Raw genomic sequence first — 18,505 nt, 5'->3', positions numbered from 1 at the left:
ACCATTCCCTTATTATAAGGTTTTTTTATGCGTTTTTGTATTGATAATTCCTATTATTCTTAGTATTGACACAAGTTGTTTTTTCTTGACTACTTTATAAAAAGTTTATGCAACGCTAGTGGGAAATCATAAAATTTTTCAGCTGTGGATAAACTTACTAAGTTATTTAGCCACGTCCGGCTCCAGCGCCCAGCAACTAGGCGACTTCACGAATCGCCCTACGATAAGTCATCATCGGTTCGTGCAACACCGCCTCACCATGATTCCTAAAACTTTAGTTGCTTCGTTCCACTCGCTATGTTGCTAACCGGGCGCCCCAAGCCTTTGTTCCTTTAGGAGAGCATAAAACCTAAAGGGTTGTATAGAAAAACGAAGGCATTTTATCGTCATTAAAGGCTTGGCAACAGTCAATTTTTTCTACATTTTTAGTTCTACATAGAAGAAGTCGTGTATATATATCTTAATAGGACTGCTAGATTGAAGTGATGTTGAAGGGGGTAGGCAATGAAACCTAGCAAATATTCAAAAAAACATGGGTCTAACTACACGAAAAAACGAAATGCCTTATTATTAAAAAAATTAAAAGCAAAGCACCAATCTCAGAATCAATCAAAACCATTCAAGAAAAAGTCGCTAACACTTAATAAATATTGGTTTGCACCCAAAAAGCACTATTTACAAAAAAGACCAAAGCAACATGTATGGAAAATTCCTTCTGCCATTTTGTTAGCTTGTTTACTGATGATTATCTTAGTAGTACCTACATTAATTGTCATTCCTTATAGCAAGGGGGATGAAAAAGTAGCGAAAGCCCCCCCAATTGCAAGTAGTGAAGAAACAACCAACCAAAATATGGATTTAGGTAGCTCTCCTTTCTCGGTATCAGTGATGCGTTCGAATGTAGATAAAGTAGAGGGAGTACCTTTAGAGGAATATGTAGTTGGTGTAGTCGCTTCTGAAATGCCCGCAGAATTTGAAAAAGAAGCGTTAAAAGCGCAGTCCCTTGCAGCGAGAACGTATATTGTGAATCAAAAGCTTCATGGTGGAGGAGCTAAACAAGAATCAGATGTCACAGATACAGTGCAACATCAGGTATATAAAGATGAAGGTCAGCTGCAAAAGTTATGGGGGAGCGATTTTGAATGGAAAATGAAAAAAGTAAAAGAAGCGGTGGCAGAAACAAAGGGAGAAATAGTAACCTATAAAGATACGCCAATTACGCCTGCTTTTTTCTCTACGAGTAACGGCTATACGGAGAATTCAGAAGACTACTGGGAAAATGAACTTCCATATTTACGTAGTGTGGAGAGTCATTGGGATGAGGAGTCTCCGAAATATTTAGATCAAAAGACGTTTTCGATACAGCAGTTAGAAAAAGCGTTAGAAGTAGATTTACCGAATCAATTTCCTTTAGCTGTTGAGACTACGCATACAGCTAGTAATCGGGTAGAACAGTTGCAATTAGCAAAGCAAACTTTTTCAGGAAGGGAAGTTAGAGAAAAGCTAGAATTGCGCTCAAGTGATTTTACCATTGAACAAAAAAATAACCATTTCATTTTTACAACCAAAGGATTCGGTCATGGAATCGGCATGAGTCAATATGGTGCAAATGGAATGGCTAAAGAAGGAAAAAATTATCAAGATATTGTCCGTTATTACTATCAGGATGTAAAAATAAGTACGATTAATGATACAGCTCCAACTCTTGTCGCAAAATAGACGAGAGTTTTTTTGTTTGTCTAGGAAATTATAAAATTTTTGCAGCTGTGGATAAACTTACTAAGTTATTTAGCCACGTCCGGCTCCAGCGCCCAGCAACTAGGCGACTTCACGAATCGCCCTACGATAAGTCATCATTGGTTCGTACAACACGTCTCACCATGATTCCTAAAACTTTAGTTGCTTCGTTCCACTCGCTACGTTGCTAACCGGGCGCCCCGAGCCTTTGTTCTACTATAGGAAAGTATAAAAGTTTTAAGGGTTATAGTATAAGAAAAAATATGCCATTCGCCGTAAGACTTGGCGACAAGCCAAGTTTTTCTAATGCGTTATAGGAAAGTATAAGAGTTTAAAGATTTATAGTATAAGAAAAGCTACAGCCTGCTATTGCACGATAGGATGGATTTTTTAATCACTCATCTAACAAAGATTGTAGCATAGCTCATAATAGTAGGAGATAGAAACTTCTATAATAGGATATAGTGCAATCTATTGGATTGTCAGAAAAAGCAAAGTCCTCTTAATTTACCCCTTTTTTACAAAAAAATACGGCGAAATGCAAATTATTTCTTATTAGATGTATATAAATTCCTTTTTCTGATCAGAATGGTTGTTGAGGTGATGATCTTATGAAAGAGGAAAACAAAGGGGCTTCAAAAAACAAGTGGAGTCGAATTTTTCGTAAAAAATGGTTCTTCCCAGCTGTCTATTTAACTATTGCCGCTGTATTATTATCTGTTGTCGTTTGGTATCAAAATGTGGACAATCAAGTGCCTGATGCCCAAGAAGGAACAGATGAATTCATTCCATCTGAGCATGGAGAAAGAGCTGAACCTGTGTTGGAGCAACAGGAAATGATCCAAATGCCTGTGACAAACCCAGAAGAAGCAGAAATCGTAACTAAATTTTATGATTACAATGCAGATCAAGAAGAGCAAGAGCAGGCCTTGGTTCTGTACAACAATAAGTACTATGAGAGTGATGGTGTAAATATTGCTTCTGCAAGTGGTGAATCATTTGAGGTTGTAGCAGCTTTAAGTGGTGAAGTTACAGAAGTAAAAGAAGATCCGCTATTAGGAAATGTTGTTGTACTTACCCATGAAGATGATGTCCAAACCTATTATGCTAGTCTTGAAGAAGTAGATGTAAAGGCAGGCTCTGAAGTGAAGCAAGGTGACTCATTAGGTAAAGCAGGTAAGAGCGTATTTGGCAAAGACAGCGGAACGCATGTTTACTTTGAGCTACGTAAAGAGGATCAAGAAGTTAACCCAGAAGCATACTTCAATCAACCGGTAAGTAGCTTGAACAGTGCAGTCGAGGAAGAAACGAAAGATGTGGATGCTCAAGATGAAGCAGATCAACAAGGAACGGAAGATGCAGAAGAAGAACAAGAAACCGAAACCCCTTCTGATGACAGCGAAACTACAGATGAAGAATCAGATGAAACTTCAGAAGAAGCAGATAATGTGGATAAAACGGAAGAAATGGACCCTGAGTTGAATAATTAATCTCTTGTTTCTAACGTTTCATAGTGAAAAAGTAACGCCTTTGAAAATAAATCAAAGGCGTTTTTTTTGCACTATAGGAGAGCAAAAAAAATAGAAACTCGGCTATCTCCATATGGCTTGGCGTAACCGGTTTTCATTCTGTATCCTATATAATTTCCAGTTTAATTGTAAATTGGCTTGTCTTATATGAACAAGGTCTCTTTTTTAAGCATAAACCTCATTGCGTCATAATAAACTTATACAAACCACTAAAACATAAGTGTCTGAGGTGAGGTATGTGAACCTGCTAAGCAGCTGAAAAACATCATTACTGAAATTTTATAGTTTTAAAATACAGAATTTTAAAACTTTTTCTAAACTATAAATACTATCTACATAAAACAAATATTGTATGGTTCTAACTATCCATTTATAAACGCCTGTACCAATTGGTCACCTCAGAAATATACAACTCAGGGAGGCGAACGGTGTGCACGATTACATCAAAGAACGAACGATCAAGATAGGGAATTATGTGGTGGAAACAAAAAAAACAGTTCGCGTTATAGCAAAGGAGTTCGGTGTTTCTAAAAGTACAGTCCATAAAGATCTAACGGAAAGATTACCCGAGATTAATCCAGAATTAGCAAAGCACGTTAAAAAAATTTTAGAACATCATAAAGCAATTAGACATTTGCGAGGTGGGGAAGCAACGAAAAAGAAATATATGGTAGATGCAGATTCAACCACTAAAAAAGAAGTAAAACCTGTAGGATAATACCCTCTTAAATGAAAGGTTTTATAGGGCTCTCCCTTCGTTATGGGTCACGCTAGAAAAAACTTGGCATATCGCCAAGTTTTTTCTAGTTACATATAGAGGATGTTTGTTTATAACCAACCTATTAGCTGGCATAGTGTTTTTCCGTGGGTGCATGACATTTTGATAAAACGTCATATATTATTCCATCATTATCATTTAAAAAAATGATGGAAAAAACAAGGGATTCGTATAACCAAAAACAGAGCTTTTTTAATATGGAAAGCATACATGGAGCAAAAGTCATATAGATTCTATTTTATTTGGCTTATTTTTGTTGGATATCCATTCTTTTCATTTTTTCTGCACTTATTTTAGAGGTGTGAATAGCTTGGGATAAAGATAGGTGATAAGCTGACTTTTTTCTAACAAAATTATAATAAACTGCAGTTAATTGTAGAGAATTGTGGTAAAATAATATATTAGAGGTAGTATGGACAAAATAAAGATATAGTTTGTAATTAGGAGGATATTAGCCCATGTTTTCAAGGGATATAGGAATTGATCTTGGAACAGCAAACGTCTTAATTCATCTCAAAGGAAAAGGGATTGTTTTGAATGAGCCGTCTGTTGTTGCCATGGATCGAAATACAGGAAAAGTTTTGGAAGTTGGCGAGGCAGCAAGGAAAATGGTTGGTCGAACACCAGGTAATATTGAGGCAATTCGTCCATTGAAGGATGGAGTAATTGCTGATTTTGATGTTACTGAAGCAATGTTAAAGCATTTCATCAATAAGATTAATGTCAAAGGATTTTTAGCGAAACCAAGGATTTTAATATGCTGTCCTACCAATATTACAAAAGTGGAACAAAAAGCAATTAAAGAGGCAGCAGAAAAATCAGGTGGTAAAAAAATTTATTTAGAAGAAGAACCAAAAGTAGCTGCAATCGGTGCAGGTATGGAGATATTTCAACCGAGTGGGAATATGGTCGTTGATATTGGTGGCGGTACGACGGATGTAGCTGTTCTTTCAATGGGAGATATTGTTACATCTGAGTCCATTAAAATGGCTGGTGATAATTTTGATAGCGAAATTCTTCAATACATAAAGAAACAGTATAAATTGCTGATCGGTGAGCGAACGGCGGAAGAAATTAAAATTAACGTCGCTACTGTTTTCCAAGGTTCGCGTAATGAAGAAATGGAAATTAGAGGACGTGACATGGTCTCTGGTTTGCCGCGAACCATTACAGTGAACTCCAAAGAAATTGAAGAAGCATTGCGTGAATCTGTTTATCTCATTGTACAAGCTGCAAAATCTGTCTTAGAACGTACACCTCCAGAACTTTCTGCCGATATTATAGATAGAGGAGTTATTTTAACAGGTGGCGGGGCCTTGATTCATGGTATTGATGAGTTGTTGGCTGAGGAATTAAAGGTGCCTGTTTTTATTGCTGAAGAGCCAATGAATTGTGTCGCTAAAGGTACTGGTATGATGTTAGAAAACATTGACAAAGTCGACCGTAAAAACGTGATATAAACATGTTGGTATAATCAAGGAGGTAACGCTAGTGTTAAGAGGCTTTTATACAGCTGCTAATGGCATGATCACACAACAACGACAGCAAGAAGCTTTTGCGAATAATATTTCCAATACGAATACTCCAGGCTATAAAGCAGATCAAACGACGTTGCGTGCTTTTCCTGAAATGCTATTACATCAAATGTCAGGAAAAAAGCTTCCAGTACAAAATAAACCAAATGTACCATTTCAGCAACCAATAGGTTCGCTAAATACGGGAGTATATGTTCAAGAAATGATCCCAAATTTCGAACAAGGAGATGTCCAAGAGACGGGGCTTTCTACTGATTTTGCATTAACCCAAAGAGATTTACCTGATGAATCCGGGGCGCTCTTTTTTACCGTGCAAAATGAGTCTGGAGATGTACGTTATACTAGAAATGGGAACTTTACCGTAGATGGCGCCGGGTTTTTAGTTACTAACGAAGGATACTATGTGTTAGACGAGAATGGGGAGCCTATTGAAACAAATGATATGGACTTTACAGTAACCTCTGATGGTTTATTACAAACTGCTGATGGCGCAACGGCTTTAGGAATTGCTTATAGTACAGATGCAAACACAATGGTTAAGGAAGGGAATAATGTGTACACAGGAGATGTGGAAGCAGTTCCCGCAGAAGCCATTTATTCCGTGAAACAAGGCTTTCTGGAAAGATCGAATGTGGATGCTTTACAGGCAATGACACAAATGATGGAATCTTACCGTTTATTTGAAACGAACCAGCGTGTACTAAAAGCGTACGATCAAAGTATGGAAAAAGCAGTTAGTGAAATCGGACGTTTAGTGTAGGGGAGAGATGACCATGTCAAGAACGATGATTCAGGCTGCGGTAACGATGAATCAACTGCAAAATAAAATGGATGTTATTGGTAATAACATGGCTAATAGTCAAACAACTGGTTATAAAAGTAGACAGGCAAACTTTTCTTCGCTACTTTTTCAACAGATGGATAACCTTACAGATCCTGCAAATGCAGAAGGAAGAATGACTCCTGATGGTTTACGAATTGGTTCTGGAGCAAAATTGGGTTCCATTAACGCAGATTTCCAAGTTGGTTCTTTGCGTAAGACAGATCGCAGTTTAGACACGGCATTGTTAGCACCAAACCATTTCTTTCAAGTAGAAGCAACAGAAAATGGAGTAACAGAAACACGTTATACAAGGGATGGCGCATTTTATCTAACTCCGATAAACGGAAATCAAGAAGTGATGCTTGTGGATAAAAACGGAAATGCTATTCTGGGTGCTGATGGCCCGATTATTACAGCTACTGGATTTGACGCCATTGCTGTACAGCCAAATGGACAGATCGTAGTGAAGCGTGGCGATGACAGTGAAGTTGTAGGAACACTTGCTATTGTTGAAGCTTTGCGACCCCATTTACTTGAAGCTGCAGGGGAAAATACATTTCGTTTATCTGAGGAAGCAAATGCTCAAGTAGCATTTGCTGATGCTATTCAACCAGCAGCTGGGGGTAAAATGCTTGAAAGTGGAAAATTAGAAGCTTCTAACGTAAACATGTCCAAGGAAATGTCTGATTTAATTATGACACAGCGAGCTTATCAATTTAATGCTAGGACGATTTCTATGAGTGATCAAATGTCTGGGCTGATTAATCAGCTACGTTAATACGTGAGGTCTTTAGGTCATACCCTTTGGGCTACTAAACAATTAGAGGGGGATAAAAGAAGCCCCCTTCTGATTGAAGATTTAGTTAATGTGAAAAGTAAGGAGAAAGAATATGTCCATGCAAAAGAATCCAACTTTCAAAGGCAAATATAATTCGTTTATGAAAGCATGGAAACAACTTTGGCAAAACAAACAACAAGAAACGGAAGCTCATGATGAGCCAAGCCGCCATAATCACGACAAGGAGAATGGTAAGCAAACACCGAATAAAAAGAATGTTCGGATTAGGGTGCGTATTTTTCCAATTTGGTTACGTATCATCGTTACTTTATTATTTTGTATGATTGCCTTGGTTGTTGGATTAATGGTCGGCTATGGAGTCATTGGTGATGGATCACCACTAGATGTGTTAAAAATAGAAACGTGGCAGCATATTATTGATATCGTTACAAAATCAAAGTAGCACCTTTGTCGCATCATGACGTAGGTGTTTTTTCAACGAGAAAGATAAAGATACGTATAATATAAATTATAATTAAGAAAAGAGGCTATACCTATGGATGTAGAACAAATTAAAGAGATTATTCCTCATCGTTATCCGTTTTTACTAGTAGATCGAGTAACAGAGATAGAAGAAGGAAAGCGTGTTGCTGGGTTGAAAAATGTTACAGCTAATGAACCTTTTTTTCAAGGGCATTTTCCTGAATATGCGGTGATGCCAGGAGTGCTTATTATCGATGCTTTAGCTCAGCTTGGTGCCATTGCTATTCTAGGAAAAGAAGAGAATCGTGGGAAAATTGGATTCTTAGCAGGAGTCGATAACTGTCGCTTTAAACGTCAAGTTCGTCCAGGAGATCAATTACAAATGGAAGTGGAAATTTTGCGCTTAAAAGGCCCAATTGGTAAAGGAAAAGCAGTTGCCAAAGTAGATGGAGAGTTAGCTTGCGAGGCGGAAATCATGTTTGCTATTAAATAACTACATCGGTAAGCTCGAGCATTATTCCAATAGGTGAATAGCTATCAACATAAAAAAATGTCTGAAATAGTTGAAAATGGATAAAAAAAGAGTATGACTTCTTTTAAGTTGGTTAAGATAAAAAACGAACCAATTATAAAAGGAGGTAGTATACATGAAATCAAAGCTTATCATGAAGTTTGGTGCTTCTGTTTTAGTGTTATCACTAATTACTGCTTGTAATATGGGTAATGACGAGGATCCTGCAGATGAGTCTCCGACGGAGGAACAGGACAACAACAACAATCCTGCTGATGATAATGGTGGGATGGATGAAAACGATCAAGAACTACAGGATGAAGATAATGGTAATACGAACGACAATGGCAATGACAATATGATGGAAGATGAAGAAAAGCAAAACGAGAAAAATCAATAATAGTACTTCCATGCATAACAAGTAGCTAGATAGTGACAAGCTAGGGGATTCAATAAGTTTGTCAAATGGAGTTTTATCGTAAATTTAAGGTGATGAAAGCATCTCGTTTCAAGGATTAAGCGTTGTGAGTCTGGCTAAAAGGAAGAAAACAGGGCATAAAAGTCCATTTTGTAATTAGCCTGGTCTATACCCTTGGGATAGGAACAAACATTGAGGGAGAAAAAATCCCCACTGCTGGAAGATTCACTTTTCATGGCTCTATGTTATGATGTGGTTGCAAAAAGTTAGTTATTGCATTCACAACGTTGTAAATAGGGAATATTTACCGCATTTAAGTGAAAGCAATAGCAAGGTATAGTACGTATTTTACTTATAAAAGCAGAACACCATGTACTTTATTTGTGTTCTGCTTTTGTTTACCATTTTTTCTAAGGACTAGAGCAGTTAATTCGACAAATAAATTAGCAAAAAATACTCGATAAGGTTTTCTTAAATGGATTATCATTCATACCATTGTGAGGGGCGGAATTTGAATGAATTCTAAGAAATAAGTAGATTAAAAAGCATGTTTAAAAGTGTACATGAAACATCTGCTCTTAACAAGTTTACTTGGCCTTACTAAGTTGGCAAACCGAGACATCGAGTAATGGAGGTAGTACAATAAAAAGTAAACAGAGCTGTGATATTTACACTATAGGAAAGTAGAAGATTTTTTGGTTTATAGTATAAGAAAAACAAAGGTCTTTTGCCATAAGACTTGATGATAAGCCAATTTTTTCTAAGGAGACTGGAGAATCTGATTGGGGAAGAAAGGTGGATACGGATTGAAACAGAGGATTACATCGTTGTATGTCATATCACCGCATACAAAAGCAATATACAGGAATGAACATAGCTATTATCGTTCTCGGATTATGGAAAGTGGAAGGGCCGAGAAAATGTCCATTCATAAACCAGAGCAAATTTTAGATAATAGTTGTTTAATATACGGATCTTCATTAGAGGGGAGAAGACTAGCTGTAAAAGATATACTCGATTCTTCAAGTAAGCTTCCTGTACCTGTGATACCAGATAAAGGTGTTTTTATGATGCCAACAGCTTCTGTAAAAAATAAAAATAATGTGTGGCTTACTTATCATCATATTTACGGTTTTGAGGAAAATAAAAGTGGTACATATGTTACTTTTTTCGATGGTTCAGGGATTCAATTGGATATATCGATGAATACTTTCGATTTACAGTATAAGCGGACAAGTCAGGTAATCGTCCATTTGAATCGAACATTTCTCTTTGGACAATCAAAATTCCCTATACCGAGATCACGCCTAAAACGATTGTAACAGCTGTGTGAGTGATACCGATTTTTGTAAATATGCTAATAAATCTATATGACAAAATGCAAATAACGATGTATTAAATTACTTGGCTTGATTTCATTGTTGTCAAAAGAATAGTTGTAACTTAACGACTACCGAGAGCTGTTCGCATATTAATGTGCGATATCCAGTCTTGTTTAACTATTTTCTAATCATACTTTTTTCTCCAATGAAAGTAAGTGAGTTTTTTAACTTGTTTTTACAACGCATATACTGTTATCATATGAACATCTCTGATTGACTGACCAGTTAGTCAAAGGGATAGTTAAACAGCATCTTTTTGTAAATGTTTCAAAAAAGTGAAACCATTGAAACATTTTCCGCAATGATTCGTAAAAGAAAATAGGTGAAGTCAATGCATGAAAAGAAAAAGAAATTAATGGAAATCGGCATGAAATTAATTGCTGAAAAAGGCTATCATAATACGTCTATTCAAGAAATTGCCAATAAAGCAGGTATTTCAAAGGGCTCTTTTTACAGTTATTTTCCATCTAAAAAAGCATTTACGATAACAACTGTAAAAGCATTTCACATACAGGTTATGGAAGAACTGAACCAGGTAGATGTGAAAGGTGACGACAAAGAACGCTTTGCTAAACAAATAGCCATATTAATGAAATATATGGAACAACATAAGGACCATATTATGATGTATTTCAGAAGTAATATCCTTATTATTGAAGAGTTGGATCAACAATTATCTGATGTAAGGGTAGATCATTTTCATTGGTTGAAGGACAACTTAGAAAAGATATATGGGGAGCAATTACAGGAATTTTTAATCGACGCGATTATTCAAGCAGAAGGCTTATTACATAGTTATTTCCATTGGTTTGTTTTGGAAAATGTTGATATTGATAAAGAGCAAGCGGGGGAATTTATTGTTCGACGTTTGCATGATTTAATAACGGGTATGTTAAAGCGAGAATCTACACGACTGGTCGATGTGGCACAAATCCCGGAAATCTATAAATCAACGAGAGGATCTACCTTAGAAAAGCAAACATTGCAAAAGGTTTTAAACGCTTTAAAAGAAAAGGTAGCGTTGTTAGATGTGCAACAAAGCAAAAAAGAGCGATTATATGAAGCTGTTCGACTATTGGAAAAGGAAGGGCTTGAAGATTGTAATATCGTTGTTATTCAAGGTTTACTAACCCATTTTTATGCCTATGATATATTAATAGATGATGTCAGTAAAATCGCTAATATATTGAATATTGAATTATTATAACGGCTTGATAGTGATAGAGAGGAGCAACACAGGTGAAGAAAATTTTAATTGTTGGAACTGTTGTATGGATGATTTTTTTATTAGCTGCATGTAATCAAGAAGAATCGAAAGAGGAAAAGAAAGAGCGCGTAGTACCTGTGGAAACAGAAGAAGTAAAGAAAGGTTCTATTGAAATTGAAAAAAGTATTTATGGCAGAACGCGCCCCTCTGTTTCCAGTCCCGTGATGTTGCAAGCCTCAGGAAAAATTGATGAGTTAAAGGTTAGCAATGGAGATCAGGTGGAGGAAAATGATGTTATTGCCACGATCATATCACAAGCTGGAAGCCAGAGTATTCGTGCACCTAAAGATGGCAAGCTTGTTCAACTAAACGCAAATGAGGGAGAAATGGTGTCTCAAGAAGAACCTCTAGCGATTGTTGCAGATTTTCATCCTTTAACAGTGGAATTGTCTGTAACAGCAAGTGATCGTAAATTATTGGAAGAAGATGATGAGCTACCTATTCATATAGAAGGAAAAGAATGGACAGCAACGATTACTTCTGTTGGTTCCGTTCCAAATGATACAGGGCTTTATCCTGTAGAAGCCGAGATCGATAATGAAGATTCCGAGCTATTACCAGGCATGACCGCTCAGTTAATCGTAACGGAAACGACAATAAAAGATGCTATCGTAGTTCCAACCACTGCTGTGGAAGAACAAGGCGGTGAATCGTTTGTCTATATTGTAAAAGATAAGCAAGCAAAGCGTGTGGACGTTTCTGTGGAAGAATCACAAACAGAAGAAACGGCAATTGAAGGCGACGTGAAATCTGGCGATCAAGTTATCGTAAAAGGACAACTATCGTTAAAGGATGGAAGCCAGGTTAAAGTTGCGAAAGGGGAGTAAACCTTGAAGTTAATTAAAACATCTGTCAAACGTCCCGTTGGCGTTATTATGATTATTGTTGCTCTACTAGCTCTGGGAGCTGTTTCTTTACGGAGCTTGACCGTAGATCTTTTTCCAAAAATTGATCTCCCAGTAGCAGTTGTAGCGACATCTTATCAAGATGCAGCGCCACAAGAAGTAGAAAATTTAATCAGTAGACCAATTGAATCAGCAGTTAGTACAGTAGAAGGAATTGAAACGGTACAATCGCAATCGCAAGCCGGTTCTTCGCTTGTCTTACTTATGTTTAAAAATGGCACAGATTTAGATCAAGCTTTATTGGATGTAAGAGAAAGTGTTGACCAAGTGAAAGGGGTTCTTCCTAGTCAAGCAGGGGACCCAAATATCATGCGTTTTAATCCAGACCAACTGCCCGTTATGTGGGTTGGTTTAACTGGAGAAAATGTAGCATCGTTAACGGAAACCGCTGATGAACAAGTCGTCCCATTTTTGGAGCGACAAGGTGGTGTAGGTTCCGTTAATGTAGAAGGTGGAAAAGAACGAGAGATTCAATTAATTCTTGATGAAGCTAAACTACAACAGTATGGAACTACTTCCCAAGCTATTATGCAGGCGTTGTCGAGTACGAATCAATCAGCGTCAGTAGGTACAGTGGAGAAAGGTGACAAAGATTTACAAATTCGAGTAACCGGGCAATTTGAATCATTAGAGGATATCAAACAAACGATCGTTCAAACGGAATCTGGCGCAACGGTGCATGTTAATGATTTAGCTGAAGTGAAAGATGACTTTAAAACAGATGCTGGGCTAACCTTAGTTAACGGTAAGCCTTCTGTAGTGTTATCTATTTTAAAAAAGACAGATAGTAATACAGTGGAAGTAGCTACCAATATAGAAGATAGCCTAAAAGAAATAAAACAAGATTTACCTTCAGACGCTAATTTGGACGTTATTATTGATACATCTGATTTTATTCAAATGTCGATTGACTCTGTTGTGCAAAACATTTTAATTGGTGGGGTTATCTCCATATTTATTTTGCTTCTCTTTTTAAAAAGTGTCCGCGCAACGATTGTTATTGGTTTGTCAATACCAATTGCGATTATAACAACGTTTATTTTAATGTACTTTACAGGTGAAACATTAAATATATTAACTTTAGGTGGTCTAGCACTTGGGCTCGGCATGATGGTAGATAGCTCTATTGTTATCTTGGAACATATTTATTCATATAGACAACGTGGATATAGTTTAAAAGATGCAGCTATACAAGGAGCGACGGAGTTAGCGCCTGCGGTAATTGCTTCAACAACAACGACATTGGTTGTATTTCTACCAATTATTTATGTAGAAGGAATTGCCTCTGATATGTTTACACCTTTGGCACTAGCAGTTTCGTTTTCCCTAATTACTTCTTTAGTAGTAGCAATTACTTTAGTGCCAATGCTATCTTCTAAACTGTTACAAAAAGCGTTGCAAGATAGTGGGAAACGTTATTGGTTCGATCGCTTTTTAGGTTGGATAAATGCCAAATATAAAAAGGTTCTTAAATGGGTACTTGGTCATCGGAAAACAACCGTTTTTGTTACCATTTTAGCTATTGTCGGAAGCCTTGCGTTGACACCGTTTATTGGAGCTGAATTTATTCCTTCTGCAGATCAAGGGCAATTAGAAATCCGTGTAGAAACAACGCCTGGGAGTTCTTTAGAGCATACAGAAGACATTGTAGATCAAGTTAATAAGGAATTAACGCCATTTGAATCTGTGATTGAAACAAATTACGTCAGTGTTGGCGGCGGAGGCATGGCTGCTGGAGGTGGAAGCAGTAGTGGAAATCAAGCCGTTTATACAATGCAACTCATTCCTTCGGGTGAACGAGAAAAAACAACGGTGCAAATCGTTCAAGAGATAGATGATAAGTTGCAGGAAATAGCAGGTGCAGAAATTACTGTTCATTCCATGGATTCTGGTATGAATATGGGCGATCCGATTCAAATCCAGTTAAACGGGCCAGAACACGATATGTTAAGAGATATTTCTGAACAAGTTGTACAAGAGATTGAACAAGTAGAAGGAATTTATAATCCTGAGTCGTCAGCTTCTGAAGGTGTACCGCAAATGAATATTGAAGTGGATCAAGAAAAAGCTGCGCTGTATGGACTGAATCAAGAACAAGTCTTAGGGCAAATTCAAATGCAATTTACTGGTCAAGTAGCAACAAAATATAGAGAAGAAGGTCAGGAGATGGATGTTACATTAATGTATCCTGAAGAGAAGCGGAGTAAAATAGAGGATCTGCATGATATGAAAATTCAAACGCCGCAAGGTCCAACCATTTCCTTGGATGAGGTAGCTACATTTAAACAAATGAGTGGACCTGTAAGTTTGCAAAGAGAAAATCAGCAACCACAAATGAATGTGACCAGTCAAATCGTTGATCGTGATTTAGGGAGTATAACCCAAGATGTTGAGCAGACGTTGAATAACATGGATCTCCCTGAAGGTTATAACTATGAAATTGGTGGTCAATCACAGGATATGACAGAATCATTTACTGATTTAGCAATCGCATTAGTATTCTCGATTTTCCTTGTATATGCGGTGATGGCTGTTCAGTTTGAAAACTTCCTATTTCCGCTCATCATTATGTTTGCTATGCCAACAACAGTGATTGGAGTAATGCTTGGACTCTTTATTGCGGGAATTCCATTAAGTATCCCAGCGTTTATTGGAATTATTATGCTGGCAGGGATTGTCGTCAATAACTCCATTGTGCTAGTAGATTATATCAATCTTCTGCGTCGTAAAGGAATGGAACGATACGCTGCTATATTAGAAGCAGGGCCAAGTAGATTGCGTCCAATCCTAATGACGACACTAACCACTATTTTAGCAATGGTACCATTAGCAATGGCTTTAGGGGAAGGTGCGGAAACACAACAACCATTAGCTGTTACAATCATATTTGGTCTCGGGATATCTAGTATCTTCACCCTGCTGTTAATCCCAGTTATTTACACATTATTTGATGATCTAACCGCAAAAATTACAAAACGTCATAAAAAGAAATAAAATGAAAAGAGTTTTCTGCTGAAGGAACCTTTTTTCATGTGTCGAAACCTCGATAGCTCCTGCGTGGAAATCACTCGCGACAGTCGAAAAATCGCTCACGTCAGCCAGAAAATCGCTCGCGGAAGCCAGAAGTTCGCGCATCATCATAGTAAACAAAAAAAGCTCTTTGCTATAAAAGCAAAGAGCTTCAGTTTTAATCGGTTATTGGCCACCAATGGAACCCGTCTTTTTCAAGTAGGCGGTCTGCCGCTTCTGGTCCCATTGATCCGGCAGCGTAATTTGGAAACAGAGGCTCTGTTTTTGACCATGCGTCTAAAACAGCATCTACATATTTCCATGAATAGGCTACTTCATCCCAATGGGTAAAGTTAGTCGTATCACCGATAATACAATCGTAAATTAATTTTTCATAAGCTTCTGGTGTGTTTATTCCATCGACACCATTGTTTGTATAAGATAATTCAATTGGTTGGGCAATGGAACCTATACCAGCTTTTTTTGCATTTAAATGAAGTGTAATGCCTTCGTCTGGTTGAATGTTGATGACGAGCAGATTAGGATGTCTCTTTGCTTCATCCTTATAATATAGATTCATTGGAATATCTTTAAATTCAACAACGATCTTAATTGATTTTTCTTTCATTTTCTTACCTGTTCGAATATAGAAAGGGACGCCTGCCCAACGATAGTTATCAATCATTACCTTCCCAGCAACGTACGTTTCTGTGATCGAGTTTTTCAATTCTGGCGCTTCTTCGCGATATCCTTTTCCTAGAGGGCCTGGACCGTATTGGCCACGGACGAAATAATTTTCAACCTCTGTTGGTTCAACAAGCCGCAGAGCTCGTAATACTTTCACTTTTTCTGAACGTATTTCTTCGGGAGTTAGCTTAATGGGCGGCTCCATTGCTAGTAACGCGACCATTTGAAGCATATGGTTTTGCACCATATCTCTTGTTGCTCCTGAGCGATCATAATATCGCGCGCGTTCTTCGACACCGAGTTTTTCACTGGACGTAACTTGGATATTGGAAATAAATCGGTTGTTCCATAAATGTTCAAATATCCCGTTTGCAAAGCGAATAACTTCAATATTTTGCACCATTTCTTTTCCTAAATAATGGTCAATACGATATATTTGATCTTCATTAAATGCTAATCGGATTTGATTGTTCAACGCTTTTGCCGAGGTATGATCGTGCCCGAATGGCTTTTCAATGACCAACCTTGTCCAGCCTACACTTTCTTTTAAACCGTTTTGTTCAATTTGATTAGCAATCGTTCCAAAGTATTCCGGAGCCATAGCTAAGTAAAAAATTCGATTCCCATCTGTTTGGTATTGACCTTCTAGATGGTTTAACAATCCATCTAAATGGGTATAAGATGAACTATCTGTAACATCAAAAGACTGATAATAAAAATGAGAAGCAAATGCTTCTAGGTCTATTTGATTGTTTGATTCTGATTCGTTTATTGATTCACATACTTTTTCGCGAAAGATATCATTCGTCCACGGACGGCGAGCAAGACCAACAACTGCAAAATCCTCACCAATTTTTCCGTTTTGATAAAGACGATAAATGGAAGGGAATAACTTTCTTTTTGATAAATCCCCTGTTGCTCCAAAGATGACAATCACGACGTTTGGTTTATCCACCGTTTTCAATAGAACCCTCTCCATTTTCTGTTTAGTAACACAACTATCATATAAGGTTAAAATGTGAAAATCAACTATTCTATATGAAGCCAGCCTGAAGTTTTTTTCATCAATTGATTCATTACCTCGGAAAACATCAATCCGATAGCGATTGCTCCAGCAAGTAGCATGACCTTTGCTGAAAGTTGTACCGCGGTATAGTAGTCATTTTCTACAAACTTTCGCATCGCATCGTAAGCTAAACCACCAGGTACAAGCGGAATAATGCCTGAAACATTAAAAATAATAATGGGCATTTTAAATATCTTTGCACAAAGTTGACTAAGTATCCCTACAAGCATAGAACCAAAAAGACTAGCAGGAACAGCATCTAATCCTTGTTCAACTAAAATATAATAAACCATCCAACCGAACATTCCAACCATACCGCATTGAAAAAGAGAGTGCTTCGGTGCATTAAAAAGAATACCAAAACCAGCCGCCGCAACATAACTTGTAACAAGCTGAGCAAGTAACATTGTAATCACTCCCTAGTGAAGATCATTAAAACAGAAATCATGGATAAATGCTTAAATAAGTTACCATTCTTTAGTGTATACTTTTTAACGTTATAAATGCATTCTACGGAAAAAATGCAAACAGAACAGCAACGCCTGCACCAATCGCAAATGCTGTTAATGTAGCTTCTACGCCTTTTGAGATGCCTGCTACTAAATGACCAGCAACTAAATCACGAACGGCATTTGTAATATGTAAACCAGGGACAAGCGGCATCACAGCACCTATAATAATTTTATCTAAATGCTGCCCAAATCCAGCATGAATACTGAAAGCCGCAATAACAGCAATGAAAAATGAGGCTATGAATTCAGCAAAGAACCGTATTTCAATTAATTTTTCAATCCAAATCATAGCAGCATATCCGAGAGCACCAGCAATACAGGCAGGTAAAAAATCAGACCAAGAACCTCCGAACATAATGGCAAAACTTCCGCTAGCAAGGGCAGCAGCTATAAACTGTAACCAAAGTGGAAAAGTTTCACTCTGATGTTCGATTCCTTTTAAAAGCAATAAAGCTTCTTTGGCATCTAAGGATTGGGCTGTAATTTGCCTAGATATACTATTGACGTCTGTAATTCTTTGAAGATCATTGGAACGATTGGAAATTCTCCGAAAATAGGAAACTTCTCCTTCCGTAGAAAACTGAACCCCTGTAGGTGTAGCATAACTTTCAGCGTTTTCAAGTCCAAATGATGCAGCAATCCGGTTCATCGTGTCCTCTACACGATACGTTTCAGCACCGCTTTCCAGCATGATTTTGCCTGCAAGCAAACAAACTTTTGCAATGGAACCAGGTTGAGCGTTCATCTGTTCTCCTCCAGTGAAATTTTTTAATCTGTAGCGAAGGCTATACAGTAATATGCCATGTACAAGTCATGAAGAGTTGCTATTAAACATTAACGTATTTGCGAGAGAAGTCTCTCCCACTTTAAGCTATGCTAAGTGGCGAGTAGTTCACAGAAAACCTACATACCCAATTCATGCAGAGGTCTTTAGTTCGTGCCTGTGTGATCTAACAATTAGTGTCGAGTAAGCCCCCTTTTCATTAAGGGTTTACCTTAAGACCTTGATTTTTCCTTACTACTAATCTTTCAAAACTTGTATATCAAGGGATACTTCAATTAGTGGGTGTTTTCTTTCATCGCCA

The 18,505-nt window shown here is 37.5% G+C and carries 16 protein-coding genes; 13 read left to right on the top strand and 3 right to left on the bottom strand.

Annotated elements, in window-relative coordinates:
- Positions 1-504 precede the first annotated feature (504 nt).
- The 13 genes from spoIID to HLX49_RS04480 all read left to right on the top strand — a co-directional run bounded on the left by spoIID (position 505) and on the right by HLX49_RS04480 (position 15,140).
- Positions 505-1,719: a stage II sporulation protein D gene (spoIID, locus tag HLX49_RS04540; RefSeq protein ID WP_296360921.1), complete on the top strand. Its 1,215-nt coding sequence runs from the start codon at positions 505-507 to the stop codon at positions 1,717-1,719.
- 629 nt (positions 1,720-2,348) lie between these two features.
- Positions 2,349-3,227 (top strand): stage II sporulation protein SpoIIQ, encoded by an 879-nt coding sequence (gene spoIIQ / locus HLX49_RS04535; protein ID WP_296360920.1) that lies wholly within the window; start codon positions 2,349-2,351, stop codon positions 3,225-3,227.
- Between the two features lie 469 nt (positions 3,228-3,696).
- Entirely contained in the window at positions 3,697-3,984 is a 288-nt protein-coding gene (spoIIID, locus tag HLX49_RS04530) for a sporulation transcriptional regulator SpoIIID (protein WP_077706396.1), read from the top strand.
- 518 nt (positions 3,985-4,502) lie between these two features.
- Positions 4,503-5,504 carry a rod shape-determining protein gene (gene mreB / locus HLX49_RS04525; protein WP_296360919.1) on the top strand — a complete coding sequence of 334 codons (1,002 nt, stop codon included), beginning with the start codon at positions 4,503-4,505 and terminating at the stop codon, positions 5,502-5,504.
- A gap of 31 nt (positions 5,505-5,535) precedes the next feature.
- Positions 5,536-6,339, top strand: coding sequence for a flagellar hook-basal body protein (locus HLX49_RS04520; RefSeq protein WP_296360918.1), 804 nt, complete (start codon positions 5,536-5,538; stop codon positions 6,337-6,339).
- Between the two features lie 13 nt (positions 6,340-6,352).
- On the top strand, positions 6,353-7,180 hold the full coding sequence (locus tag HLX49_RS04515; RefSeq protein ID WP_296360917.1) for a flagellar hook-basal body protein: 828 nt from the start codon (positions 6,353-6,355) through the stop codon (positions 7,178-7,180).
- Between the two features lie 112 nt (positions 7,181-7,292).
- Positions 7,293-7,643 (top strand): DNA-directed RNA polymerase subunit beta, encoded by a 351-nt coding sequence (locus HLX49_RS04510; RefSeq protein ID WP_237342796.1) that lies wholly within the window; start codon positions 7,293-7,295, stop codon positions 7,641-7,643.
- A gap of 93 nt (positions 7,644-7,736) precedes the next feature.
- On the top strand, positions 7,737-8,156 hold the full coding sequence (gene fabZ, locus HLX49_RS04505; RefSeq protein WP_296360916.1) for a 3-hydroxyacyl-ACP dehydratase FabZ: 420 nt from the start codon (positions 7,737-7,739) through the stop codon (positions 8,154-8,156).
- 154 nt (positions 8,157-8,310) lie between these two features.
- The gene (locus HLX49_RS04500; RefSeq protein ID WP_077706391.1) at positions 8,311-8,574 is read left to right on the top strand and encodes a hypothetical protein; all 264 of its coding nucleotides are present in this window, start codon (positions 8,311-8,313) and stop codon (positions 8,572-8,574) included.
- Between the two features lie 824 nt (positions 8,575-9,398).
- A complete protein-coding gene (locus HLX49_RS04495; protein ID WP_073009343.1) occupies positions 9,399-9,914 on the top strand; it encodes a competence protein ComK in 516 nt (171 codons plus the stop codon).
- Between the two features lie 391 nt (positions 9,915-10,305).
- Positions 10,306-11,181, top strand: a complete 876-nt coding sequence (locus HLX49_RS04490) for a TetR/AcrR family transcriptional regulator (protein WP_101932858.1) — start codon at positions 10,306-10,308, stop codon at positions 11,179-11,181.
- 32 nt (positions 11,182-11,213) lie between these two features.
- Positions 11,214-12,068, top strand: coding sequence for an efflux RND transporter periplasmic adaptor subunit (locus tag HLX49_RS04485; protein ID WP_101932857.1), 855 nt, complete (start codon positions 11,214-11,216; stop codon positions 12,066-12,068).
- Positions 12,069-12,071: 3 nt separating this feature from the next.
- Complete coding sequence (locus tag HLX49_RS04480) at positions 12,072-15,140, top strand: efflux RND transporter permease subunit (protein WP_296360915.1); 3,069 nt, start codon at positions 12,072-12,074, stop codon at positions 15,138-15,140.
- Positions 15,141-15,333: 193 nt separating this feature from the next.
- Here HLX49_RS04480 and zwf read toward each other — a convergent pair whose 3' ends face one another.
- The 3 genes from zwf to HLX49_RS04465 all read right to left on the bottom strand — a co-directional run bounded on the left by zwf (position 15,334) and on the right by HLX49_RS04465 (position 18,165).
- Positions 15,334-16,806, bottom strand: a complete 1,473-nt coding sequence (gene zwf / locus HLX49_RS04475; RefSeq protein WP_077706387.1) for a glucose-6-phosphate dehydrogenase — start codon at positions 16,804-16,806, stop codon at positions 15,334-15,336.
- Between the two features lie 65 nt (positions 16,807-16,871).
- Positions 16,872-17,315: a threonine/serine exporter family protein gene (locus tag HLX49_RS04470; RefSeq protein ID WP_077706386.1), complete on the bottom strand. Its 444-nt coding sequence runs from the start codon at positions 17,313-17,315 to the stop codon at positions 16,872-16,874.
- A 103-nt stretch (positions 17,316-17,418) separates the two neighbouring features.
- Positions 17,419-18,165 (bottom strand): threonine/serine exporter family protein, encoded by a 747-nt coding sequence (locus tag HLX49_RS04465; RefSeq protein ID WP_077706385.1) that lies wholly within the window; start codon positions 18,163-18,165, stop codon positions 17,419-17,421.
- Positions 18,166-18,505 lie beyond the last annotated feature (340 nt).

It is taken from the genome of Virgibacillus sp. (assembly GCF_013393565.1).
GTDB lineage: Bacteria > Bacillota > Bacilli > Bacillales > Amphibacillaceae > Virgibacillus > Virgibacillus dokdonensis.
This window is presented reverse-complemented; position numbering and strand designations above follow the sequence as displayed.

Bases quoted from the DNA above. Each gene is read 5' to 3' on its own strand.
- HLX49_RS04515 (WP_296360917.1), top strand. From the start codon at position 6,353: ATGTCAAGAACGATGATTCAGGCTGCGGTAACGATGAATCAACTGCAA.
- mreB (WP_296360919.1), top strand. From the start codon at position 4,503: ATGTTTTCAAGGGATATAGGAATTGATCTTGGAACAGCAAACGTCTTA.
- HLX49_RS04510 (WP_237342796.1), top strand. From the start codon at position 7,293: ATGTCCATGCAAAAGAATCCAACTTTCAAAGGCAAATATAATTCGTTT.
- HLX49_RS04490 (WP_101932858.1), top strand. From the start codon at position 10,306: ATGCATGAAAAGAAAAAGAAATTAATGGAAATCGGCATGAAATTAATT.
- spoIID (WP_296360921.1), top strand. From the start codon at position 505: ATGAAACCTAGCAAATATTCAAAAAAACATGGGTCTAACTACACGAAA.
- HLX49_RS04465 (WP_077706385.1), bottom strand. From the start codon at position 18,165: ATGAACGCTCAACCTGGTTCCATTGCAAAAGTTTGTTTGCTTGCAGGC.
- HLX49_RS04500 (WP_077706391.1), top strand. From the start codon at position 8,311: ATGAAATCAAAGCTTATCATGAAGTTTGGTGCTTCTGTTTTAGTGTTA.
- fabZ (WP_296360916.1), top strand. From the start codon at position 7,737: ATGGATGTAGAACAAATTAAAGAGATTATTCCTCATCGTTATCCGTTT.
- spoIIQ (WP_296360920.1), top strand. From the start codon at position 2,349: ATGAAAGAGGAAAACAAAGGGGCTTCAAAAAACAAGTGGAGTCGAATT.
- HLX49_RS04470 (WP_077706386.1), bottom strand. From the start codon at position 17,315: ATGTTACTTGCTCAGCTTGTTACAAGTTATGTTGCGGCGGCTGGTTTT.